This is a genomic window from Paenibacillus sp. (assembly GCF_035645235.1).
GTDB lineage: Bacteria > Bacillota > Bacilli > Paenibacillales > YIM-B00363 > Paenibacillus_AE.
In genome coordinates this window covers 1-22,957 of sequence record NZ_DASQMZ010000199.1, presented here as the reverse complement: position 1 = coordinate 22,957, position 22,957 = coordinate 1, and the positions used below count along the sequence as shown (strand labels likewise).

Here is a 22,957-nt window from a genome sequence, read left to right as displayed (position 1 = left end):
ATGGAAGCGCATATGCGAGAGCTGCTGCTCGATTACATCCGGAGCGGCCCGGACGCGGACGATCGCCCGACCGACGAGCGGCGCAAGCCGCTCGCCCGCGAAATCGGCGTGCGCAACATGTTTATCCGCCACCGGCTGTTCGCCGCGACGCGGGCGCTGGAGGAGGCTGGGGCATCGCCCGTCGTCCTCAAGGGAGCCCATCTCATCCACGCGGTGTATCCGTTCGGCATCCGGCCGATCGAGGATATCGACCTCTTTCTCGACAAGGCCGATTACGAACGCGTCGACAGGACGCTGCGCGCGCTCGGCTACGAAGCTCGCATCGAAGGCATGGATCTGTGGACGCACCTGACGTTTTCCAATAAAATCACCTACATGAATCGGACCGAGCAGCCGCTCATCCCGATAGACATTCATTTCTCGTTAGGGCCTTATCCGTATTTGGGGAAAATGAACCCCGCGCTGCTCGCCGGAAGGACGGAGACGATCGCGACGGAGGAAGGAACGCTCCGCGTCCTCGCCCCCGAAGCGCTCTTGCTCCACCTGTGCCTGCATCTGTTCCAGCACCACTTCGACGACTGGCAGGTGTCGTGCTGCGACATCGTCGCCGTCGTTCGGCATGCCGGAAACCGGCTCGACTGGGACGAGTTCGCGGGGCTCGTGCGGGCCAACCGGCTGAGCCTGCCGGTCTCGTACAGCCTCCGCAAAGCAAGGGAGCTCTCGCCCGGGCTGGAGCTGCCCCCCCTCTGGCTCCATTCCGACGGCATGCCCGCAACGGCGCGGGAACGTTGGGTATTCGCGCGCAGCCTCGCGCAGCGCACCGCGTTCGACCGTCATGTGCTGCAATTCCTGACGACGCCCGGCGTCGGGAATAAGCTTCGCGGCGCCCTGAAGATCGTCGTTCCGTCCAAGACGCAGCTTCGCCTCCACCACCGGGGCAGCTATTGGCGATACCTCCGGGACATCGTAAAAACGGCCGTCAAAAGCTGACGGCCGTTTTTGTTTATTCCGCTTTCTCCCCGCGGCCCATGCTAGCCTCGTACTCCCGCCCCCAATCGCCCAGCATCGTCAAGATCGGCGTCAAACTTTGCCCGAGCTCGGATAGCGAATATTCGACCCGCGGGGGAACGACCGGGTACACCTGCCGCAAAATGAGCCCGTCCCGCTCCAGCTCCCGAAGATGCAGCGTAAGCATTCGCTGCGTCACGCCGGGCAGTAATCGCCGAAGTTCGTTAAACCGTTTGACGCCCCCCAGTAAATGATAAATAACGAGAATCTTCCACTTGGCCCCAACTAAATTTACGGCCGTCTCGACCGGACACGGATTCATGAGTACGCCCTCCTGCAGACGGTTCCTTTTTTGATACTATAGCACAAAATTGTGCGTACTTACAGAATGCAACCGCGTAGTTTACATTGGTTTCAGGGCAAATCAATTTAGATTACGAGGAGATGGGAACGTTGGAGAAGAAGGAAAGCGTGCTGGTGTACGGGGCCGGCGGCGAGCAGGGCGGCGCAGTTGCCCGTAAACTGCTGCAAGAAGGATTGTCGGTTCGGCTCTCGGCAAGACAGGCGGAGAAGGTGGAACCGCTCAGGGCATTAGGGGCGGAGTGGGTACCCGGGGGCTACGAAGATCCGGATAGCTTACGGAAGGCGACCTCCGGCGTACAGAAAGTCGTATTCCAATTGCCGCTGGAGTACGATGAAGCGAAAGCCGTCGCCTACGGGAAAAACATCATTGACGCGGCGAAGGACGCGAATGTGCAGAAAATCGTATTTAATGCGTCAAGCATCGTTCCGGAAGGCGTAGATTTGGTTGCGATTCGTATCAAGCGTCGCGTCATTGAACATTTACGCGACAGCGGCATTCCTTACCTTGTTGTAAAGCCGACCGTCTATATGGAAAATTTGCTTGGACCGTGGACGGCGCCTGCGATCGTGAACAACCAAACGTTCGCGTACCCGATACCCGCGGATATGCCTGTATCTTGGATTGCCCTGGAGGATGTGGCGGCGTTCATTTCGAAAGCGCTCCGCAACGAACGACTCAACGGGGCGGAACTGCAAATCGGCGGACCGCAGCCGCTGACAGGCGTCGAAGTCGCATCGTTATTGAGCCGGCGGTTGGGGAAACCGATCCATTATTACCCAATCCCGTTGGACGGTTTCGAACAGAGCTTGTCGGCCGCCATCGGACCCGACGCCGCCAAAGCGGTGACCGACTTGTACCGTTGGCAGAGCGAACTGCCGTCCTCGCCGCTCGTCGCGGGCGACATGGACGACATCCTAAAGCAGCTGCCCGTGCAACTGACATCGTTGGAACAGTTTATTCAGAAAACGCGTTGGGAAGCGTATGAGGCAGGCGCGGAGAGGGGGTCCGCATGAGCATGCAAGAGAAGCTGAGCCGGTTGGGTTTATCATTGCCGGCGCCGATCGTCGTGCCCCCCAACGTCGCCATCTCCTTCGAATGGGTTCGCATATCGGGGAATCGGGCGTACTTGTCCGGCCATAGCGCTTTGAATCCGGATGGGACGCTATACCCGCTGTTCGGCAAGGTGGGGAAGGAAGTATCGTACGAGGATGCCTATCAGTTCGCGAGACAGACGGCGTTAGCGATGCTGTCCACCTTGCAGGAGGCGATCGGCGACCTCGACCGAATTACCGCATGGGTCGCAGCGAACGGGTATGTGAACGCGCTGCCGGGGGAAGTCAAAACCACGTACGTGATGAACGGCTTCTCCGATCTCATTCTGGAGCTGTTCGGGCAAGAGATCGGTCGCCATGCCCGAACGGCGATCGGCGTCGAATCGCTGCCGATGAACCTTCCGTTGGTCATCTCCGCGCAGGTGGATTTTCAATAGAAACCATATTCTCGGCCGACAAAACGAAACTGCCGTCAGTAGCTGACGGCAGTTTTTCATAGGTTGATATCATGATTGTCGGATTAGTTGTTATTCGGCTTCTTGCCGCTGCCCGTGCTGCTCAGCGTTACTTCCTTTAATTGCGCGTGCTTGATTAGCTCCGGCTTCTCGTAGGTCAGTTTCTCCATGTAGAGTCCCCCTCCATCTCGCCAATTTACCAATATCATACCATTTCGATTTTCATGCGAGCAAGACTTTTTTCCTATACGCATCGTAGCTCTCGTATACCGTTACCGTGCCGGCATGGACATGGAGCAACCTCGACGCGTCGCTTACGTTCGACAGCTTATGCGTGACGACGAGGACGAGCCGCGTGCGGGCCAGCTCCTTGGCGACCTCCATTATGTCCCGCTCCGTTCGCTCGTCGAGCACGGACGTCGCCTCGTCGAATACGAGGACGTCCGGATCTTCCAACAACGCTCTTGCGATGGACAGCCGTTTCCGCTGCCCCGAAGACAGCTTCATGCCGTTCTCCCCGATTTCCGTATCGTATCCGCGTTCCAGCGCCGTCGCGAAGCCGTCTACCCCCGCGGCCCGGCACGCCTCCAGAAACTTGGCCTCGTCCGCCCCGGTGCGTCCCAGGACGATATTTTCGCGCACGGTGGCGCTGAACATCGGGTCCTCCTGCGGCACGCTCGCGACGGCGCGGCGCAGGCTGTCGAGCGTCGCTTCGCGCAGATCCATGCCGTCCCACTCGATCGCGCCCGCGTCGGGATCGTAAAAGCGCATGAGCAGGTTGACGAGCGTCGTCTTCCCTTTCCCGCTGTCCCCGACGACGCCGATCAGCTCCCCCTTCCGAAGCCGGAACGAAACGTTCTCGAACACGGGCTTGCCGTTCCCGTACGAGAAGGCGACGTCCCGGAAGACGATGCCCTCCGTCAGCTTGCCGACGGGTTTCGCCCCCGGCGCTTCAGTCGAAGGCGACGCGTCCAACACCTCGAAGATGCGCTTCGCCGCCGGCAGCGACGCTTGAAAGCCGATGAGCGTATGATAGGCATTAAAAAACAAATGCACGACGTAATTTAAGTAAAACGAAATCGCGATAAGCGTCCCGAGGCTCATCCGGCCCTCGATGACGGCGACGCCTCCGATGCCCCATATGACGGCGACGCCGAGCATGTTGAGCAGCGCCGTCGCGGACGATGCCCAGGCGTAGCGCAAGCCCAGCAGCCGCTTCGCCCGAGCGGCCTCGCCGATCGACGCGTTCGTCCGCTCGAGGCGCGGGCGCAGCACGGAGAACGCCTGGATCGCCTTCACCATCGACAGGTCCTCCTGCAGCCGCTCCACCATCGTCTCTTGCTTCTCCTGCGCCTCCTTGCCGCTCTCGGCGATTCGTCTTCGGAACGCCAGAAACAGCAGGCCGAGCAGCGGCAGGAACAAGCCGGCGACGAATATCATCGCGGCGTTCAGCATCCCGATGACGATAAAAATCGAGAGCCCGACGAGTACGTTCTGCGCGAAATAAATATATTTCTCGAGAAGCAGATTTTGCACGGCGTCGACGTCCGACGTCAGGCGGGATAACAGTCTCCCTTTATGCGATTGCGCGTAATAGCTTTGCGGCAGCCGAAGCAGATGCGCGATCAAATCCATGCGCAGCTTCGCGAACACCTTCTCCCGCACGTCGAGCGTAAGATGCTTCTGCGCCAGGTACAGCAGCTCCTGCGCCGCCATCGCCGCGAGAATGGCGGCGAGCATCGCGACGACGTAAGCGGCGTCGCCCCGTTCGATGCCGTCGTCCACCAGCTCTTTATAAAAATACGGCGTTCCGACCGTAATCAAGGTCGTGCCCAGCAGCACGGCCGCGATGGCGGCGCCGTGCCGCGCGTAAGGCCGAAAGAAGGGCAAAAATCTTTTCATTGCGTTCATCGCGGGAACCGCCTTCATCTATAGTCATCCGTCACGGGAATTGTTAATATGAAAATAGATTTCGCCAAGCGCCCGAAGGGATGTTTCCGGTATGATGCTTTTTCAATTTTTATTTTCGTATTTGCTCTTGTTCGTCGGGCTGCCGATGCTCGCCGTGCGGTTTAAAGAGAAAGAAGAGGGCTGGATCGATAAGCTGTTCGTCGCCCTCGTCCACTCGAGCTTGTTTTTTATCATCGTAATTCACCTGCTCGTCTTCATCAAGCTGTACGAGACGTTGTCGCTGCTCGCGGTCACGATCGCCGGCCTCGTTCTCGCGGATCGGCTCGTCAACGGCAACAAGTCGTTCGTCACGACGACGCTCACCCTGCTGTACGACCTCACGGACAATCCGACGAACTGGAGGCGCATGCTCGACGCGCGCATCGAAGCGGCGAAGGCCGCCTCGCGGGGACGCGGCGCGCGGTTGCTCGCCGCCCTCCGCGCCAACTGGCTCGCCGCCCTGTGCATCGCCGCGACGCTCGCCTACGCGGCGTTCGTCCGCTTCAAGCATGCGTTGACGCATCTGTATTTCGGCGCGTCCGACGCTTACGTGCATATGACGTTCATGAAGTTTCTGGCGGAAAACCGCATCTTCGCCGAGACCATCTATCCGTATGGGTTCGCCGCGGTCATGTCGGCCGTCCACAAGTTTTTCATCCTCGACCCGTATATCATCGTTCGATTTATCGGTCCGACCTGCGGCATGCTGCTCGTCCTGTCGATCTACTTCGCGCTGCGCCGGGTGATCGGCGCAAACTACGTTTTCATTTTCGTCGCCTTGTTCGTGTATGTATTCTATGCCGGTCTGCCCAGCAACCCGTGGCGGCAAATTTCCGCGCTGTCCATGGAATACGCCGCGATCTTCGTGCTGCCGGGGATCGCGTTCTTGATCACGTACCTGCGCAGCTCGCGTATGGCCCAGCTCATCCTTGCGGGAGAATGCCTCGCGATTACGGTGTTCATCCATCCGTACGTCGCCGCGACGCTCGGCATCGCTTACGTGCTTGTGTTCCTTTGTTTCTGGAAAACGTCGCTCACGAAAACGTCGATCGTTCGGTTCGGCTCGGTCATGACCGCCTTCGGCGTCGTCGGCGCCATCCCGCTCGTCATCGCCTTCTTGACCGTGCCGGCGCAGGACATGAGCTATCTCGAGGAAAATATCCAAGGCACGCAATCGATCACCCTATCGCGCTGGATCGACGTGCTCGCGTCCGGCAATCCGTTGGTGCTCGGCATGCTCGCCTTGATCGTCGGGTATGCGCTGTTCCGTTGGTTCGCATCCTTCGGGAGCAAGCTGCGGGAGCGACAGCGGTCGGAGCCGGCCGTCATCGCGGCGCTTGCGTTATTCTTCGTGTTTTATTGGATTCAGGAATCCGCCGCCTACGGGCTGCCGACCGCCATTCCATCCGACCGGTTCGGGGTCAGCTTCGCGCTCGTCGCCGCCATGTCGCTGGCGGTGCTGCTGCATCTGTTGATCCGGTCGCTCCCGAACCCGCGGCTGCGCCGCGTCGCGCAGCCGGCCGTCGCCGTCCTGACGGCCGCGGCGGTGTTCGCCTCCGGCAACGTCATCGCGGCGCCCGAAGGCGGCAGGTACCAATACGACGACAATGTGAAGGTGTATCTGCAGCTGAAAGAGCAGTTCAAGCCGCCGTTCGACGAATGGACGGTCGTTTCGCCGATGGAAGAAAACCATCTCGTGATCGGCTACGGCTGGCACTATCAGCTGTGGGAGTTCCTCCGCGCCTTGGAGCACCCAGACGAGAGCGAGCTGAAGTTCGAGACGCACCATATTTTCATCTTCGTCGAGAAGGTGCCGCTCGGCTCCGACACGCCCGTGACCGAAGAAGAGGCGCTCGTGCCGTTCCCGGAATACGAGGGCGCCGACTTGACGGAATATTATTACCGAAATACGGAAATCCGCAGAATTTTGGAATCGAAGGCGTACCGTTGGGCGGAAAGCTACATGGAACGTCATCCGGAGTCGGTAGACATCTATTATGACAGCCCCGTGCTCCGCGTCTATTGGGTGCGCAAAGGCGATCGGCTCGAAGTCGACTTCCTCGCACCGTAACTCTGCCGGCGGCGCTACCCTTCCATAAACCGCGTCAACCGGTCGAGCAGCAGCTCCTTATCGTAATGCGCCCGGAAATACGCCTGCCCGGCGCGTCCCATCGCGGCGCGCCGCTCCGCGGGCATCGCGCGCAGCTCCTTCACGATGTCCGCCAGCGCCTGCGGGTTTTCCGACTCGCAGGCGAGCCCGGCGCCGCTTTCCTCGACGATCGCCGCCCCCTCGCCGTCGAGGGAAGCGACGATCGGCTTGCCGGACGCCAAATACGACTGCAGCTTGGACGGTATCGTCATGCGGAACAAGTCGCTTCGAACGAGCGAAACCAGTAACCCGTCGGCGATATCGTAGTATTCGGGCATCCGCTCGACCGGCTGCCTCCCAAGGAAATGGACCGCCTCCGTAATTCCCAGCTCCCGTACCTGCGCTTCGACCGCAGGGCGGGAGAGACCGTCGCCGACGATGACCCATTTAACGTCGTGCAGCCCTTCGTCGGCCAGCCGCTTCGCCGCTTTCACAATCGTGTCGAAGCTTTGCGCCGGCCCGATATTGCCCGCGAACAGCACGACGAAAGCGCCGGCATACCGCTCCCGCAGCGCCGGGTTGCCGACGCGCGTCCCGTACAGCGCTTCCGCCCAATTCGGCAGAAACAGCACCTTGTCCGGATCCGGCTGATACGTCCGCAGCACCCGCTCGCGGATGCCCTTCGAGGTCGTCAGAAAATATTCGAACCGCCGATACAACGCCTCGGAGACGCGATCGATCGCGAAGCGGAACAATTTCGCGCGAAGCGGCACGACCGAATACAAGCTTTCCGGCCATAAATCCTGGATGTACATGTAGGTTTTCGCCCGAGGCTGGAACAGCTTCTTCATGACCCAAGCGGGGAACGCCATAAAGATCGGCGTAATTTGAAAGACGAGGATCGCATCGTAGTCGTTCTTCCGGAGCTCCCATACTTCTCGCAGCGCAAAAATCGGGAAGGAGACGTAGTTGAGGAAAATTTGGATCGGATTGCCCTTCCCACGCGGGACGAGCGCGGATCGAAAGACGCGGACGCCTCGGTACGTCTCCCTGCGTTTCTTCCGAAAGCCGTAGCCGTCGAAGAACGCGCCCGCCGGGTAGTTCGGCGCGCCGCAAATGACGTCGACCTCATGCCCGCGCTCGACCCACGTCGCGCATAAGTCGTTGATGCGAAACTCCTCGGGCCAGAAGTGCTGGCATACCACGAGAATCTTCATGCTCCGTCCACCTCAGTCCCTACCTGAAGTAATGCCCGTACAGCGGCTTATGCGCCTCGATCCAATCCCGCATCCGTTCCGCCATGGCGCGGTAGTCTTCGACCTCGAAGCGGAAATCCGTCCGCGTGTTGACGAGGCTTTTGTCCACGAACGCGTTTTCGAACCGCTCCACCTCGATGTCGTCGCGTCCAAAGACCTCCTTAAAGATCGTCAGCAGCTCGTACTTCGAAATTTTCGCCGCCGGCACGAGATGGTACAGCCCGCTCACGCCCTGCAACAGCGCCGCTTCGACCGCCCTCGCGAGCTCGACCGTCGTGACGCCCGTCCAGTAGGCGTTCGCGTAGCCGTTGACGACCCCGCGCTGCTTCATAAACCAATGAAACAGGCCGACGCCGTCCTCGCGCAGCTCGGGGCCGACGATGGACGTGCGGATCGTCAAGTCTTTGCCGTTGTTCAATTCTCCGACGATTTTCGTTCGGTCGTAGAACGTATCCCCGTCGCGGAAGTCGTCCTCGACATACCCGCCCCGTCGGCCCGAGAAGACGCAATCCGTGCTGAGATGCACGATTTTCGTACGCTCCCCCTGGAACCGCCGTTCCAAATACCTCGGCAAATACGCGTTCAGCTGAATCGCCTTGGCCTTGTTCTCCTCCGACTCGCGGATGAGGACGCCGACGCAGTTGACGATCGCGTCGAACGGCTCGCCGGCGGCGAGATACGCCTCGAGCGCCTCGGTACGCGTCAAATCCATGCGCACGCTGCGCTCGTTCAGCGCGGTCGAGTGAGAAATATTGTGCACTTCGCAGTCGCCGCGCTCCTCGAAATACGTCGCGATCGCGTGTCCGGCCATGCCGGTCGAGCCTAGCACCAACAGCCGCATGTTCATTCGCCCTTCTTCCAGACGGTCCGATTGACGTAATCCGTATAGCTCATAATGATCCGAACGACTTTCTTCGAGACGTTCTCGACGTCGTAATCGTCCACGATGCGCATGCAGCCCGCCCCGGACGCATGCTGCTCGACGACGAGGCGGACGGCGTCGAGCACCCTCTCCCTCTTAAGGCCGCTCATGACGAGCGCCCCTTCGTCCATCCCTTCCGGCCGTTCGTGGGCGTTTCGGATCGTCACGGCGGGGATGCCAAGAATCGAAGCTTCCTCGGTAATCGTGCCGCTGTCCGAGATGACGCAATACGCTTGTCTTTGCAGCGCGACGTAATCGGTAAAGCCGAGCGGTTTCGAAAAGGTAACCCGTTCGTGCACGGGGATCGCCGAGGCTTCCAGCTTCTTGCGCGTGCGGGGATGCGTCGAGAACAAGATCGGCTTGCCGTACGTCTCCGCGACGGCGTTCAAGCAGTCGAGCAGGTCGGCGAAGCTGCGGTCGTCGTCGATATTTTCCTCCCGATGGGCGCTGACGACGAAATACTCCCGCGGCGCGAGGCCAAGGCGCGTCACCACGTCGCTCGCCTCGATCTTCGGCGCGTACGCGAGCATGATTTCCTTCAGCGTGGAGCCCGTCTTGATAATCGTCTCCGGACGAATCCCCTCGTCGAGCAAGTACCGCCTCGCATGCTCCGTCAGCGGCATATTGATATCGCTCAGATGATCGACGATCTTGCGGTTGATTTCCTCCGGCACGCGCTGATCGAAGCAGCGGTTGCCCGCTTCCATGTGAAAGACGGGAATTTTGCGCCGCTTCGCCGGAATGACCGCGAGGCAGGTGTTCGTATCTCCGTACAGCAGCAGCGCGTCGGGCCGCTCCCGCTCCATGACCCGGTCCGCCGCTTGAATCACCTCGGCGATCGTCTCGACGGCGCTCGGCTTCGCGGCGTTCAAGAAGTGGTCCGGCCGCCGGATGCCCAAATCTTGAAAAAACACCTCGTTCAGCTCGTAGTCGTAATTTTGCCCGGAATGTACGAAAACATGGTCGGTGTACCGGTCAAGCTCTTTCAGCACCAAGCTCAGCTTAATCAGCTCCGGCCTCGTGCCTACGATCGTCATCACCTTCAGCGATTTCATGCGAGCCTTCCCTCCCGATTCCAAATCACAAAATGTCGATCGCTTCCGAACCCGCCGCTTCCCATCCGTCGAGCTTCAATTCCCGCTTCAGCAGGTCGAGCGTCCGCAGCAGCTTCTTCACGCCTTCTACGTCCAACCGCTCCGTATTGTTCGAATTGTAATCGTCCAGGGCCGATACGCGGGCTTCCCCCGTCGAAAAATATTTATCGTAATTCAAATCCCTCGCGTCCGACGGAATGCGATAAAATTTCCCTTCTTCGGTCGCCCGCACGCGCTCTTCCCGGGTCAACAGCGTCTCCGCCTGCTTCTCCCCGTGCCGGGTCCCGATGACCCGGACGGTCGACTTCGCGCCGAACAGCTCGATCAGCGCCTTCGCCAGCGTCTCGATCGTGCAAGCCGGGGCCTTCTGTACGAAAATGTCGCCGTTCTCCGCATGCGCGAACGCATGAAGCACGAGATCGACCGCCTCGTCGAGCGACATAAGAAAGCGCGTCATCTGCGGATCCGTGATCGTAATGTCTTTGCCTTCTTTGATTTGCTGAATAAAGAGAGGAATGACCGAGCCGCGGGAGGCCATCACGTTGCCGTACCGGGTCGTGCAGGCGATCGTCTCGCCCGGCGCGAGGCTTCTCGACTTCGCCGCGACGATCTTCTCGGCGAGCGCCTTCGACATGCCCATCGCGTTGATCGGGTACACCGCTTTATCCGTGCTCAGCAGGATAAATTTCTTCACGCCGGCCGCGATCGCGGCGGATAACGCGTTTTCGGTCCCGACCGTGTTCGTCTTGATCGCTTCCATCGGGTAAAACTCGCAGGACGGCACCTGCTTCAGCGCCGCCGCGTGGAACACGAAGTCGACGCCCCGCATCGCGTCGTGGAGACCGCCGGGGTCGCGCACGTCGCCGAGATAAAACTTGATTTTGTCGCTCCGGAATCGGTTGCGCATCTCGTCCTGCTTCTTCTCGTCGCGGCTGAAGATGCGAATTTCCCGAATTCCCGTGTTCAAAAATCTGCGGAGCACCGCATGGCCGAAGGAGCCCGTGCCGCCGGTAATCAGCAACGTTCGATCCGTAAACAAACGCGTTCCTCCTTCGTTACTTCGGGATATTAAGCAGCACGATGCCGAGCAGGATGATCGCGATGCCGCTTCCTTGCAGCAGCGACACCCGTTCGCCGAACAGCCAGACGCCGCCGACGACGACCGCGACGTAGCTGATGCCGGTCGTCAGCGGCACGATGTACGTGATATCGAATTTCCGCAGCAGCACGATCCAAAGCAGGAAGCTGACCGCATAACAGAACAGGCCGGCGGCGAGCGAGACGTTCAGGCTGAGCTGCAGCAGCGTCTTGTCCAGCTGCACGCTGGCGCTGCCCGCCCCGGCCTTCATCAGCAGCAGGCCGCCGATCGTAAACAGCAAATAAAGCGTCACGTAAATCGCCAACTCGTCGCCTCCTCGTCAAGCGCCCGTTTCCGCGCCTTCGATCCCCAAGTAGTTCGTCGACGTCCGGTACAGAAGAAATTCATGCTTCGCGGCGAACGCCTCCGCAAGCGGGAGTCGCCGGTCGTCCCGAGCGGCGTCGGCCTCGAGCAGCAGCAGCAGCAGAAGGCCGTGCCGCCGGCGGAGGTCATACAGCTCCGCGGCGACGCGCTCGACCCACGGACGGGCGTCTCTTCGATCGACGGGCGGGTTTTCCCAACAAAATCCGTCGACGTATGGCGCCGTCGACCGATGCAGCCCGTCGAAGCCGTTATTTTGCACGATCACGTGCGCCGGGAACTGCTCGCGCAGCTCGCGCACCCATGTCGCCGCCGCCTCGCATTCCGGCGCCGATTCCCGCTCGAGCGACGCCCATTCCGCGTCGCCGATCGTATCCAGGAATACGCCGTCGTAACCGTCGCGGAGCAGCAGCCCCCCGACCCGGTAATGGAGCAAGCTGCGCCACCGCTTCGACCGCAGGCTGGCGAGCTCGGTGCCGAAGGCTGCATTGACGGCCCGCTCGCCGCGCACAGTCACGAAATCTTCGTCTTTTAAGTTGTCGTATAACGGGTCGTACGATGCGATCTCCATCGCGCTGACGTACGCGATGCGCAGCGTCCCCGCCGCGCGCAGCGCCGCGAGCGTCTCCGGCGTCTGCCCTTGCGGCTCGACGATCGCCGCGTCGTAACGAGACAGCTTCTCGGCCTCGCCGGAGCCGTAATATAACGCATAAGAGCGGCTGGCGCGGAATCGTTCTCTTCTCTCGGTCACAGGCTCGATACTTCCTTCCTCGTGAACACTTCCGTACGGACGAAGCACGTCTCGCATTGCTTCCCGTGCGCGCGGCAGCGGTTGCCGGGAACGTCCCAGCAGTTGACGTCGGTTCGCCGATAGGCCGGACAATGCTCGCACACGCTGGACGGCGAGCAGCTCATCTCCCAGCAGCTGCCAAGGGAACGCGCGTTAAAACGAGGGTCCGCCTGCTTCGCCTTGAACCAGTCGATAAAGATGCGCACGACGTCCGCGTCGAGCTGCGCGCCGGACGCCGACTTCAGCGTCTTCAGCGCTTGGCTGAAGGGCAGCGGATCCCGGTACGGCCGGCCGTTTATCTTCGCGAGGAACGTCTGCACGACCGCGATGATTTTCGCGCCTACCGGAATATCGTCCCCCTTGAGCGCCGAAGGATAGCCATTCCCGTCCATCCGCTCGTGGTGGTGCATAATGTAGGAGGCCGCTCGTTCGTTGCCCGTCGTCACCTTCACGATCGATGCGCCGACCTCCGCATGGAGCTTCATCAATTCGAACTCCTTATCGGTATACTTTCCTTCCTTCTGATACAGCTCCGTGGAGATGCCGAGTACGCCGATGTTGCTGAGATACGCCGCCAACGCGACGTCCCGCACGACATCCTCGGGAAGCTTCATCTCCTGCGCGATGATGATGCAATACCGGCTCATCTGCTCGGAATAGCCCACCGTATACGGGCTCAAGTTGTCGAGCAGTTGCGACAGCTTTTTCAAAATATTCGTATAAGTAGCCGACAGCTGGCGAAGCGACGACTGGTGCACGATGAGCTGGCGGATGTCGCCCATGATCATGCGCAGCGAGGACATGCCTTCCTCGGCTTCGTCCGCGTTCTCGGTCGGCAGTTCGTACCACCAATACAGAAGAAACTGATTCGGTCCGTCCGCCTGCACGACGGTGAGCCTCTGCATGCCGGTCGCGGCCAGATAAGGAGGCAGGGCGTAGAACGCCTCGTCGCCCCGGCGCAATACGGCGCTCGGCCGGTGGCGGACCAGCTCGTGAAGGCGTCCGAGGACGTCCGCATCCCTCGAAAGCCGCGCTTCGGCGTCCGGCGGAAGCTCTCGGGTCGCAAGGATCGCGAATTCATCCCCGATTCGGCGCACGAAGCATCCGCCAGCGGCGCCGATCGTTCGCATGGACAGCTCGAGCATCAGCTCGACCGTAACGGTCGGGTCGAGCGCCAAATTGCTGATCTTTTGCAGCGCCCGGCCGGAGGAGATGACGACGTCGGCCTGTTGGATCGCCTTCTCCTTGTCGAGCATGAACTGCAGGCCAGGCGACATATAGCTGCAAAGTTCCTCCAGCATGAGGCGCAGCCCCTTCTTCAGCTTGCCGCCCATCGGCCCGAGCCGGACGACGCCGAGCGCGTCGCCTACCGTCATTTGCAGCAGCGGGACGTCTCCGTCCGATACGATGGAGACGCCGGGCTCGACGCCCTTCGCATGGAACGACAGCGGCGCCGCGTACGTCTCCTTGGCGTTGTAGGGCTTCAGGCCGCTATAGGACGGCTTGATCTTGCCGAAGTTTTCGGCTCGATGCCGCACAGCCTTCAGCACGTACACCCGATTGCGCTCGTCGTACGTATAGAAAGCATAATTCGTGGCTTCGAGGACGCCCCCGACGACCTCGAGCAGCGCGTTCAAATTATGCTCGACGCTCTTCCCGGAATGAATGGCGTTGAGCGCTTGCTGCGCATGCCGAAGGGAACCGACGGCGGCGCGGCGGCGCCGGCTTTGCCGCACGGCGGCGCCGAACCCGGCAAGCGCGGCGAGGAGCAGTCCTGCCCATATATACGGCGCATGCGGCTCCGCCCAGCGCAGCGCCGCCTGCACCCCTTCGAATATCCACCGCTTCGCCTCCTGCGAGTTCATCGCCATCCCCCCTTCCGGTCCCTTCGCGCTTCATTCCGGACGTTATTCCGCGGCGCCCGGCTCCTTGCGGCGCTCCTCTTCCGCTTGCACGCCCGGATGCTCTCTAGCATGCTGAAGCGCGAGGAACTGGGTTAAATCTCTAATCTTCTCTTGCAGCTTTGAAATTTGCATCGACTGATGCAGCGTCAGCAGCAGCAGCACCAGCACGGACAACAGGAATAACAGCGACGGCGGGTACGCGACGCCGACCGCCAGCGCCAACCGATCGAACAGCTCCGGAAAGATCGAAAAGACGACGATCACGAAGCAGCTCGACAACCAAACCAATGTATTTAACTCATTGAGCTTCTTCTTGATGAGCATGAACATCGCAAAATACGTATAGACGAGGCCGGCCGCCGCCAGCAGCCATCGCAGAAGATCGCTCATTGGACCCTCCTCCGTTCGACGAGCAGATGCTGCAGCAGCACCGCCACGATGCTGAACAGCATCTTCATGAAGTATACGGCGGGCTTGAGTCCGCTATGTTGACTGACGCCGGTCGTCCGCGCCTTCGAGCCGATCGGAATTTCGCGCAGCCGGAAGCCGGTCAGCAGCATATGAATGATGATGTCCGCGTCCGGACATTCGGACGGAAATCGCATGCGGCCGGCGTAATACGAGAACGCCTTGCGCGACAACCCTCGAAGGCCCGAGGTCGGGTCCGTCACCCGCTTGCCCGTGAAGAGCTGAATAAGCGCGTTAAAGAACGTAATGGCGATAGACTTGAGCACGCCCGGATGGAAGTTGGGATCGCCCAGGAACCGCGAACCGATGATGACGTCGTCGCCCGATTCGCGCAATTCGGCCATGACGAGTTTCAAATCTCTCGGCGTATGCTGTCCGTCCGCGTCGTACTGCACGACATAGCCGTACCCGCGCTGCAGCGCGAACCGATAGCCCGACTGCACCGACGCCCCGTAGCCGAGATTGCTCGGGTGCGACACCACATGAATGGGGAGACGCTGCGCGATTTCGAGCGTGCGGTCGTGCGAACCGTCGTTCACGACGAGTATATCCGCCCCCGCGTTCGCTTGCAACAAATCCAGGACGACCTGTTCGAGACTCTCTTCCTCGTTATAGGCGGGAATCACAATCAACGTATCCGGCGTCATGACGTACCCTTCTTCCTCGTGATAGTTTGTATGAGGTAGTAGATGGCGAATCCTAGCGCGATATAAGCGACGGCGAACGAGGCGAGGGCGGCATAGCGGCTCCATCCGCCGGACAACGCCTCGGCGACGTACGGCAGGCGCAGCGCTCGCTCCAGCAGCAACGCCGGCGGAACGTTGGCGGCGAGCGCAAGGCCCGCCCCGGCGAGCCACGGCCGTCCGAGCGCCCGGTGCTTCAGGACGAGGAGCAGCAGCATGCCGACGGCCTGCGCCGCGGCGCCCGCGGCGGCGCCGTACCCGATCGCGGCGAGCCCGAGGCGCGGCAGCAGCGCCAGATCGAAGGCGACCGTCAGCGCGCCGGAGGCGAAGGCGATGCCCACCGTCTCCCGCAGCGAGCCCTTCGCCAAGAAATAACGCAAGCCGACGAGGAACAACGCCTGCCCCGGTATCGATAACGCGTACCCTTTCAGAATCGAAACCGTAATGGCGAGCGATCGGGCGTCGAAGGCGCCCCGCTGGAAGAGCGCCGCCGCGATCGGCTCCGCGAGCAGATGAAGCAACGCGGCGATCGGCAGCGCGCACGCCCAGCCGACGGACATCGCCTTCGACAACGTCGACCGACGCCGCGCCTCCCCTTCCCGGCCTTCCGCGGCCAGCTCCGGCAGGATGACCGCCGTTACGGCGGCGATCAGCGTCCAGATCGGAAATTGCGCGAGCCGGAACGCATAGCTAAGGCCCGAGATCGCGCCGGGCCCCGTCATGCCGGCCAACCAACGCTCCGCGAAATAGACCGCCTGCGCGCATAACAGCACCGCCAAGTAAGGAAGGATCCACCGGCCCAGCGGCGCCCGCTCCGCCGAAGCCGCGCCGGCGCGCACCGCTCTCGCGAGCGGCTTCCCGACCGACCAAGCGCCTGCGGCGACCGCGGCCGTAATGCCGACCGCGATCGCCGCCGCCCCCGCGCCGGGCTCGAGCCGCAGCAAGTCGCTGGCGCCGACAGCCAGCAGAAACACGACGTTAAACCAGAGCGGCGCGGCGGCCGCCCATCGAAACTTGCCCTTGGCCTGCAGGGCCGCCGTTCCGAGCGTAAGCAGCGGAAACAGCAGAATGGACGGGCAGAGCAGCCAAAGCAGGACCGCCGTCAGGTCGCCGGGGGCGAACCGCCCCGCCGCCCCGGACGGAACGGACGCGAGCCAAGGGGCGGCGAGGGCGACGAGCAGGCACAGCCCCAGCGCCCAGCCGGCGGCGGCGCGCAGGACGGACGCCACCGCTCGATCGAAGCCCTCCCCGGGGTCGGCCATGGCGGCTCGCGAGAGCACGGGCACGCAGGCGACGCCGAGCGCCGCGGCGAACAGGTTATTGCCCACGGCATCGGGAATGAAATACGCGAAGGCGAGCGCGTCGGCCTCGGCGGACGTCCCGAGATATTTCGCCAGCCAGAGATCCTTCAAGAACGCCGCGAACGCCACCGTCACGTTCAGCAGCGCCACCGCGCCCATCGTCTTCCAGGCGAAGGCGAACCGCGGGTGCCGCGGCAAGCTGCCGCCGCTCATGAGGCAGGCAGCGGCGCGTCCGGGACGGAGAGCCGCTTCAGCACCTCGCCGATCGGCGCGAAGTCGAATTCGCGCAGCAGCCGCTCCAGCTTCGGAGCGGTCGCCTCCAGCCGATAATACTGGGCGAGGCGGATGAGCGGGCTCGCGCGCAAGCGGGGCTGCTCGGGATCGAATTCCCAAGGATGCACGTACACCATGCCCGGCGCGCTTCGGTTGACTCGACGCAGCAGCAGGCGCACGAGCGGGTACGGCATCGCGCGCAAGTAAAACCCGCCCGCGAACGGAATGCCGACGCCGAGCTCGTTCCAAACCGTCGACGGAAATTCGACCAGCTCGAGCCGCCGCCCGTCGATCACGGGATGGAACGGCCGCGCCGGAGTGCCGGTGACGCCCGAGAGCGGCGTGCGGAACGGTTGGACGCTCGAGTCGCAGACGAAGCCTTCCCGCGCCAGGTCGAGCAGCACGCGGTACGTCGGCGGCCCGAGCGACCACGACGGAGCGCGGAACAGGTCGACGCGTTGACCGGACAGCTTTTCCAGCAACGCCCTGGAGCGCAGCACGTCTTCGACGATGTCCTCATGCGTCATCCGCGTCAGCAGCCGATGCCAATAGCCGTGCGTGCCGATCTGGTGGCCGGCGCGCGCGATCGCTTCGACGAGCCGCGGATGCCGCTCGGCGACGCAGCCGAGGACGAAGAAGGTCGCCTTCGCTCCGTACCGCTCGAGCAGCGCGAGCACTCGGGCGGTGTTCGCCTCGATCCGGTCCTCGTACCGGTGCCACGTCTCCGGCGCGAGATCGAGCCCGTTCGTCATATACCAATCTTCGACGTCGACCGTCATCGCGTTCAGCACGGCGCCGCCCCCCTTCTTGCGAAATCTTTCTTTACCGATCCTGCTTCAGCAAACGCCGCATCTCCGGCTGCGCCGCATAGCGGGCGAACGCCGCCAGCGCCCCGAGCGTCGGCAGCGGATCGTCCGCCGACCAAATGTCGTCGATCACGCCCGAGCGGCGCCCCGCCCAGATCGGCGGCGACATATCGAAACGACGGCGGTTCGCGAGGAAATGGAGCGCGTCCCCGGGCAGCAGGTTGCGGCACCTCACCCCGACGGCGTACTCGTGCACGGCCGGGACGTCGGTGCCGACCGCGGAGCCGTACAGCAGCCATGGGAAGTCGACTCCGGCCTGCACCGCCATCTCGAGCGAGTTCCAAAACCTCGGATTGATCTCCATAAATTTCGGCCTGCCGTCGGCCGGATCGATCATAAATTCGAGCTCGACGACGCCACGCCACGGCAAGCCGTCCATAACGGCGAGGGCGGCGTCCAGCACATCCGGCCGCCGCACGCTCTCTTGCATCGTGCTCGGCCCGCGTTCGATCGGGTAATGCCGCAGCTCCTTCTGTACGAAGGAGGCGAGCAGCCGCCCGTCGCTCCCGTAGAGCAAGCACACGTCGTACCGGTCGCCGGGCGCGATATATTCCTGGATGAGCGGCAGCGGATAGACCGCATGGACGTCCCGGTACCGCGCGATCAGCTCGCCGGGCGTCTCCGCCACCCGAATGCCTCGCGAACCCGAGCTGCGCCGGGGCTTCACGACGACGGGGTATGCGAGCAGCGGAGCCAACCGCTCCGCCTCCTCGAGCGACGCCGGCAGCGTCGTCCGGGGACAATCCGCGCCCGCGTGCATCGCGTGGCGTACCGACTGCCCCTTATCCGCGGCGATCCGGTAGCTCGAGAGGGGCGGCAGCGGCACGGCGCAAACCGCCTCAAGCCGTTCCCGGCGGGCGAGGGCCAGCTCCATGCTGTCGTCGTCCATCGGGAACAGCGCGTCGATCCGCTCCTCGGCCGCGGTCCGCTCCAGCCAGTCGACGTACGCGTCCGGCTCCCGCTTCGGGTCCGGGCAGACGAGGCTCCTCGCCGTATAGCGCGACCACCCGGCCGGATGGACGCGGGTCGTATCCGCGACGCACACGCGCAGCCCGCGCCTGCCGAGCGATCGGGCGGCGGAGAGCGTCTTGCGTTGTTGTCCGTTCGTCAGCAGCACGGTCGCCATGCGTTCTCCCCCTTACGAGCCCCTCTGCGAACCCCAGATGGTCTCCATAATTTCCTCTCGGGTCGGTACGTAGCGGAGATGATAAATTTTCAGCACCTCGTCTTCGTAATATACCTCGACGGGATGCCCCGCTTCCTTATGAATCCGCACCCATTCCTCCACCGCCTTCGTCTCCCGCTCCCAGCGCTCGTAGTCGGCCTCCTTCAGCGAGTAGATCGAATTCGTCTCCTCGACCCGGAACAGCTGCTTCTCGACGTAGATGAAGACGTTCTCGGTGACCTCTTTATCGCGTTTCTCCTCGCCGAACTTCGTCAGATGCGGCTTTCGCGGGTCGTACCCGTTCAGCAGCCAAGACCAATACTGATGGTACCCGGTGCCGAAAATGATCGCATAATCGTCCTCCTTGCCGACGATCGTCCAAGAGCGGGGCAGAAATTCGTTGCTGATTCGCAAATATTGCTCGACGTTGCTGTTCCACGTCATCTTGTACGGCTCGACCGGCTGCGGCGGGTGCAGCCACAAGGTCGCGGCGACCGCCGCGCTGACGAGCGCCAGCTGCAGCTTCATTCGGCGTTCGGCGAACGGTCGGACGACCGCATGGTAAGCGATGCCGATCGTCACCGGCAGCGCCAGCGCCCACAGCTCGCCCGAGCGGGTCGCGACGACCAGGCTGTTCGTCACGGCGCCGCCCCATTGATACATCGCGAACGTCGCGCTTCCGATCAGCAGCGGAATCCAAAGCGCCGCCATCAGCCGAAACTTGGGCAGCGCGAGCAAGGCGGCCAATCCGAGAATCGCGAGCGCGGCGAGCGCGGCTTCGTCCATCGGCTGCAGTTCGCGGAACACGATCTCCGGCGCGACGTCGTCGGTTTCCGCCGTCAAATAATCGGCCGAAGACGAGTGGAACGGTCGACGCAGCACGTACAGCCCGACCGCGACCGGCGCGAGCGACGCCGCGACCGAGACCGCCCCGGCGGCGCACGTCTCGGCGATCGCCCGCCACGCTTGCTTGCCTTGGGCCGCGAGATGATACGCCAGCACGAGCAGCACGCCGAGCCCGAGATAGCCGTACGCCACCGCGTGCACCATGCCCGTCGCGGCCATGCCGGCGCCTGCGACGAATAGATCGTCCCGCCGCCGGTCCTTCAGGAACCGGTGCAGGAAGTAGAGCGTCGGCCAGACGAACACGAACGCGAACTCTTGCGAGTTCGTCGCCGCCTGCCGGTCGAACGGGCCGCCGAACTGGTCGCCGAGGAGGCCGAATACCGCGGCGGCCGCAGCGCCCGCCGCCCGGTTGCCGGACAGCCTCGAGACGAACAAGTACATCCCCAGCATGACGAGCAGCATGTTGAACGGTCCCATATATTTCAGCACGTACAGCCAGTCGATCGAGGCGAACTTATGAATCGTGTCGAGCGTAATGTGAAAGCCTTGCGGGTAGACGCCCGAGGCGAATAGAATGCGATCGTCGATCTTCTTCATCCACTCCAGCGTGACGTTGCCGTCCGACAGCGCCGGCGGCGCGGTCGCGACCGCGTCGTACATCCGAATATAGGCTGCTGCCGCGAAGATAACGAGCAGCAGCAAAGCCATCCAGACGCTCGGGACGGATCGGAGGCGGCGGAGCAGGCGCATTTTCCAATCGAGTCCCTTCTCTCGCAGCCGCTGGCGCACTCGCTCCCCGAGCGGCAGCTTGCCCTCCAGCAAATCGAACGTGCTGACGGTGAGGTCCTTCATCCGGTTGATGTTGGTTTCCTTCCGCCGCTTCGACGTCCGATGGCCGATGACGAGACCGTACACCGCCACGAGGGCGAGTACCTCGAATATTTTGAGCAGCACCAGCACGTACCCGCTGACGATGACGAAGAGCGACATCTTTAAGAACAGGGCGCCCGCCCGCTCGAAGCCGTCCCCTTCGGGTCGCGAAAACATCAGCTTCGGCAACGCGTAGAAGAGCAGAAGGAACGCCGCGAAAAACCGAAACAGATGGATGAGCTGGTTGCCGACGTCCGCATACATGTTTCATTCACCTCTTGACGCTACGAAGCGGCGTACAGATAGTAATCCAAGTGTTTAAATAAACCTTTGACCTTGCGGATGGACAGCACGACGAAAACGATCGAGCCGAGCAACAGCCCAACGACCGCGTATTCGTACCCGACCCATCGGCTGAGGAGGAAGCCCGCCACCACGTTGGTCAAAAACGCCGGCCATATCGATTGAATGACGAAGATCGGTTGGGACATCGAGAACAGGATGACCGCGTTCATAAGCGCGACGGCGACGAGCACGTACGCGACGATCGATACGATAAAGACGAAGTGCGTGACAGGGTCCCCGAACAGCGTCTGTCCGATCGACGCCGAATCTCGGAAGATCAAGTACAGCAGTCCGTACAAGGCTACCCCGCATGCGGTCGAGATGGCGGCGATCGTCAGCAGCCGATTGTAGTACATCCGCAGGAACGTCCGGTTCATGACGTCGATCTGCTCCCCGAGGTAGCTTTTCTGGCTCACCTCGATATCCATCATCAGCTTCGTCAGCACCACCTCGCTGAAGCCCATCGGGAACATCAGGACGAGCAGCGCGAAGTCGAGACCCAGCTCGTATTCCCCGCGAAACCAGATGATGTAAGGCATATACCCGCTGTTCGTCGACCACGCCATCATGCGATCGACGAACAAGAAGGCGAAGTAGAGAATGCCGTACACGAAATACGGCAGCGTCGAGTACATCATGACGGACATCTTCGGCAGCTTCGGCGCGATGCCGCGTTCGGCCTTGCGCTCCGCCGCGCGGAAGAAGTGAAAGACGAGCACGATGCTCAGGATCGTCACGATCGACAGCGCGATCAGCTGCGAGACGATGATGTCGAGCTTGATCCACTCGAACAAGACGTATACGATGCCGATGCCGACGATGATGAGCCCGGTGAACGCCAGCTCCTTCTTCAAGATGTACATGACCGTAACGCTCAGCCAGATCGAGTTCAGGAAGAAGAAGTACAGGATGATAATGCCGATGATGACGTTCGGAAACATATTGACGACGAGATTAAACAAGAACAAGAGCGCGCATAATACCAAACATAATATAAATCCGAGCGTGATGAGATAAAACGTCACCCTTCGGGCCATGTTGTAATAGCCCTGGATGATATAAAAGAAGCCTCGTCTCGCGATGGCCTGGGTGAAACCGCCGACGGTGACGAAGCTGAGAATGGTTCCGATCGCAATGCCGGTCGCGTAGTCGATACGCAAATTTTCATAAGACCATAGCGAAAATTTGAGCGTGATCATCGCGACGACCGAGATCGCCATCGGGATCGCAAAGATGAGTCCTCTTAAGAAGTTTCTCGTCAGTTCCATGGCCAGCTGCGCCGCGCCCATGCCCTGCACCTTCGTGAAGGGCGTATACAGCACCTTCGATTGCGACCTTTCCCACAGATCGTCCGCGAGCTCGAAAATGTTTTCGGACCCGAACGCTTCCTGCGCCCGCTTGTCGTTCCAGCCCATCGATTCGAGAATCGCCGCGATCTCGTACCGGTCTTCCGGCTGCATGTGGCGCTCGAGCACTTCGTCGAGCAGCCGATCGAGCGGATGTTCCGGCTTCTTCCCGAGCTCCGCCGCGGCCGGCGCTTCCGGCGTCAAGGTCGTCTGCGTCATATTCAATCCCCCAAGCCGGGGATAATCATATTGACGATCAGCTCGGCGAGCTTGCCGGCCCGCTCCGCCGCGTCCACCGTCTCTTCGGTGATGACGGCGCCCTTGGCGATGATGCGCTTCCCGGCGGCGTCGAACAAATCCTCGCCGGCCCACTTGCCGACGATATATTTCACGCGCAGCGAACGGATCTCCTCGGTGATGGCCGGACTCGGCGACTCGCCTTCCGTCGCCG

The 22,957-nt window shown here is 61.8% G+C and carries 22 protein-coding genes; 4 read left to right on the top strand and 18 right to left on the bottom strand.

Annotated features, from left to right (window positions below; genetic code table 11):
* Complete coding sequence (locus VEZ38_RS18600; RefSeq protein ID WP_324896176.1) at positions 1-990, top strand: nucleotidyltransferase family protein; 990 nt, start codon at positions 1-3, stop codon at positions 988-990.
* Between the two features lie 13 nt (positions 991-1,003).
* Here VEZ38_RS18600 and VEZ38_RS18595 read toward each other — a convergent pair whose 3' ends face one another.
* Positions 1,004-1,330: a helix-turn-helix domain-containing protein gene (locus VEZ38_RS18595; RefSeq protein ID WP_324896174.1), complete on the bottom strand. Its 327-nt coding sequence runs from the start codon at positions 1,328-1,330 to the stop codon at positions 1,004-1,006.
* A 131-nt stretch (positions 1,331-1,461) separates the two neighbouring features.
* Here VEZ38_RS18595 and VEZ38_RS18590 point away from each other — a divergent pair, with 131 nt between their 5' ends.
* Both VEZ38_RS18590 and VEZ38_RS18585 read left to right on the top strand, forming a co-directional pair.
* On the top strand, positions 1,462-2,385 hold the full coding sequence (locus tag VEZ38_RS18590; protein ID WP_324896172.1) for an SDR family oxidoreductase: 924 nt from the start codon (positions 1,462-1,464) through the stop codon (positions 2,383-2,385).
* On the top strand, positions 2,382-2,861 hold the full coding sequence (locus tag VEZ38_RS18585; protein WP_324896170.1) for a RidA family protein: 480 nt from the start codon (positions 2,382-2,384) through the stop codon (positions 2,859-2,861). The genes VEZ38_RS18590 and VEZ38_RS18585 overlap by 4 nt, the downstream gene beginning before the upstream one ends.
* Positions 2,862-2,944: 83 nt before the next feature.
* Here the strand turns inward: VEZ38_RS18585 and VEZ38_RS18580 are convergent, their stop codons facing one another.
* Complete coding sequence (locus tag VEZ38_RS18580; protein WP_324896167.1) at positions 2,945-3,049, bottom strand: lasso RiPP family leader peptide-containing protein; 105 nt, start codon at positions 3,047-3,049, stop codon at positions 2,945-2,947.
* 52 nt (positions 3,050-3,101) lie between these two features.
* Positions 3,102-4,790, bottom strand: coding sequence for an ABC transporter ATP-binding protein (locus VEZ38_RS18575; RefSeq protein WP_324896165.1), 1,689 nt, complete (start codon positions 4,788-4,790; stop codon positions 3,102-3,104).
* A gap of 91 nt (positions 4,791-4,881) precedes the next feature.
* Here VEZ38_RS18575 and VEZ38_RS18570 point away from each other — a divergent pair, with 91 nt between their 5' ends.
* The gene (locus VEZ38_RS18570; protein ID WP_324896163.1) at positions 4,882-6,900 is read left to right on the top strand and encodes a hypothetical protein; all 2,019 of its coding nucleotides are present in this window, start codon (positions 4,882-4,884) and stop codon (positions 6,898-6,900) included.
* A 14-nt stretch (positions 6,901-6,914) separates the two neighbouring features.
* On the opposite strand, the gene VEZ38_RS18565 is transcribed toward VEZ38_RS18570, so the two are convergent.
* The 15 genes from VEZ38_RS18565 to VEZ38_RS18495 all read right to left on the bottom strand — a co-directional run.
* Positions 6,915-8,135 (bottom strand): glycosyltransferase family 4 protein, encoded by a 1,221-nt coding sequence (locus tag VEZ38_RS18565; protein ID WP_324896162.1) that lies wholly within the window; start codon positions 8,133-8,135, stop codon positions 6,915-6,917.
* A 19-nt stretch (positions 8,136-8,154) separates the two neighbouring features.
* On the bottom strand, positions 8,155-9,015 hold the full coding sequence (locus VEZ38_RS18560) for an SDR family oxidoreductase (RefSeq protein ID WP_324896160.1): 861 nt from the start codon (positions 9,013-9,015) through the stop codon (positions 8,155-8,157).
* A 2-nt stretch (positions 9,016-9,017) separates the two neighbouring features.
* Positions 9,018-10,151, bottom strand: coding sequence for a non-hydrolyzing UDP-N-acetylglucosamine 2-epimerase (gene wecB / locus VEZ38_RS18555; protein ID WP_324896158.1), 1,134 nt, complete (start codon positions 10,149-10,151; stop codon positions 9,018-9,020).
* 25 nt (positions 10,152-10,176) lie between these two features.
* Positions 10,177-11,229: a polysaccharide biosynthesis protein gene (locus VEZ38_RS18550; protein WP_324896156.1), complete on the bottom strand. Its 1,053-nt coding sequence runs from the start codon at positions 11,227-11,229 to the stop codon at positions 10,177-10,179.
* A 16-nt stretch (positions 11,230-11,245) separates the two neighbouring features.
* On the bottom strand, positions 11,246-11,593 hold the full coding sequence (locus VEZ38_RS18545) for a hypothetical protein (protein WP_324896154.1): 348 nt from the start codon (positions 11,591-11,593) through the stop codon (positions 11,246-11,248).
* Positions 11,594-11,608: 15 nt separating this feature from the next.
* Entirely contained in the window at positions 11,609-12,400 is a 792-nt protein-coding gene (locus tag VEZ38_RS18540) for an endo alpha-1,4 polygalactosaminidase (protein WP_324896152.1), read from the bottom strand.
* Complete coding sequence (locus VEZ38_RS18535; protein ID WP_324896150.1) at positions 12,397-14,304, bottom strand: HD-GYP domain-containing protein; 1,908 nt, start codon at positions 14,302-14,304, stop codon at positions 12,397-12,399. The genes VEZ38_RS18540 and VEZ38_RS18535 overlap by 4 nt, the downstream gene beginning before the upstream one ends.
* Before the next feature lie 42 nt (positions 14,305-14,346).
* Positions 14,347-14,733, bottom strand: a complete 387-nt coding sequence (locus tag VEZ38_RS18530) for a DUF2304 domain-containing protein (protein ID WP_324896148.1) — start codon at positions 14,731-14,733, stop codon at positions 14,347-14,349.
* Positions 14,730-15,458 carry a glycosyltransferase family 2 protein gene (locus tag VEZ38_RS18525; protein ID WP_324896146.1) on the bottom strand — a complete coding sequence of 243 codons (729 nt, stop codon included), beginning with the start codon at positions 15,456-15,458 and terminating at the stop codon, positions 14,730-14,732. Before VEZ38_RS18525 ends, VEZ38_RS18530 begins: the two co-directional genes overlap by 4 nt.
* Complete coding sequence (gene murJ / locus VEZ38_RS18520; protein WP_324896144.1) at positions 15,455-16,993, bottom strand: murein biosynthesis integral membrane protein MurJ; 1,539 nt, start codon at positions 16,991-16,993, stop codon at positions 15,455-15,457. The genes VEZ38_RS18525 and murJ overlap by 4 nt, the downstream gene beginning before the upstream one ends.
* Before the next feature lie 11 nt (positions 16,994-17,004).
* Positions 17,005-17,859 carry a DUF3473 domain-containing protein gene (locus VEZ38_RS18515; protein WP_324896142.1) on the bottom strand — a complete coding sequence of 285 codons (855 nt, stop codon included), beginning with the start codon at positions 17,857-17,859 and terminating at the stop codon, positions 17,005-17,007.
* Between the two features lie 31 nt (positions 17,860-17,890).
* Entirely contained in the window at positions 17,891-19,060 is a 1,170-nt protein-coding gene (locus VEZ38_RS18510) for an ATP-grasp domain-containing protein (protein ID WP_324896140.1), read from the bottom strand.
* Positions 19,061-19,072: 12 nt separating this feature from the next.
* Entirely contained in the window at positions 19,073-21,079 is a 2,007-nt protein-coding gene (locus tag VEZ38_RS18505) for a hypothetical protein (protein WP_324896138.1), read from the bottom strand.
* Positions 21,080-21,099: 20 nt separating this feature from the next.
* The gene (locus VEZ38_RS18500) at positions 21,100-22,725 is read right to left on the bottom strand and encodes a hypothetical protein (RefSeq protein ID WP_324896136.1); all 1,626 of its coding nucleotides are present in this window, start codon (positions 22,723-22,725) and stop codon (positions 21,100-21,102) included.
* A 2-nt stretch (positions 22,726-22,727) separates the two neighbouring features.
* Positions 22,728-22,957 (bottom strand): hypothetical protein (locus VEZ38_RS18495; RefSeq protein ID WP_324896134.1); only part of this gene is annotated, 230 nt, incomplete at its 5' end.

Bases quoted from the DNA above. Each gene is read 5' to 3' on its own strand.
- VEZ38_RS18600 (WP_324896176.1), top strand. From the start codon at position 1: ATGGAAGCGCATATGCGAGAGCTGCTGCTCGATTACATCCGGAGCGGC.
- VEZ38_RS18595 (WP_324896174.1), bottom strand. From the start codon at position 1,330: ATGAATCCGTGTCCGGTCGAGACGGCCGTAAATTTAGTTGGGGCCAAG.
- VEZ38_RS18585 (WP_324896170.1), top strand. From the start codon at position 2,382: ATGAGCATGCAAGAGAAGCTGAGCCGGTTGGGTTTATCATTGCCGGCG.
- VEZ38_RS18580 (WP_324896167.1), bottom strand. From the start codon at position 3,049: ATGGAGAAACTGACCTACGAGAAGCCGGAGCTAATCAAGCACGCGCAA.
- VEZ38_RS18575 (WP_324896165.1), bottom strand. From the start codon at position 4,790: ATGAACGCAATGAAAAGATTTTTGCCCTTCTTTCGGCCTTACGCGCGG.
- VEZ38_RS18570 (WP_324896163.1), top strand. From the start codon at position 4,882: ATGATGCTTTTTCAATTTTTATTTTCGTATTTGCTCTTGTTCGTCGGG.
- VEZ38_RS18565 (WP_324896162.1), bottom strand. From the start codon at position 8,135: ATGAAGATTCTCGTGGTATGCCAGCACTTCTGGCCCGAGGAGTTTCGC.
- VEZ38_RS18560 (WP_324896160.1), bottom strand. From the start codon at position 9,015: ATGCGGCTGTTGGTGCTAGGCTCGACCGGCATGGCCGGACACGCGATC.
- wecB (WP_324896158.1), bottom strand. From the start codon at position 10,151: ATGAAATCGCTGAAGGTGATGACGATCGTAGGCACGAGGCCGGAGCTG.
- VEZ38_RS18535 (WP_324896150.1), bottom strand. From the start codon at position 14,304: ATGAACTCGCAGGAGGCGAAGCGGTGGATATTCGAAGGGGTGCAGGCG.
- VEZ38_RS18530 (WP_324896148.1), bottom strand. From the start codon at position 14,733: ATGAGCGATCTTCTGCGATGGCTGCTGGCGGCGGCCGGCCTCGTCTAT.
- VEZ38_RS18525 (WP_324896146.1), bottom strand. From the start codon at position 15,458: ATGACGCCGGATACGTTGATTGTGATTCCCGCCTATAACGAGGAAGAG.
- VEZ38_RS18510 (WP_324896140.1), bottom strand. From the start codon at position 19,060: ATGGCGACCGTGCTGCTGACGAACGGACAACAACGCAAGACGCTCTCC.
- VEZ38_RS18505 (WP_324896138.1), bottom strand. From the start codon at position 21,079: ATGTATGCGGACGTCGGCAACCAGCTCATCCATCTGTTTCGGTTTTTC.
- VEZ38_RS18500 (WP_324896136.1), bottom strand. From the start codon at position 22,725: ATGACGCAGACGACCTTGACGCCGGAAGCGCCGGCCGCGGCGGAGCTC.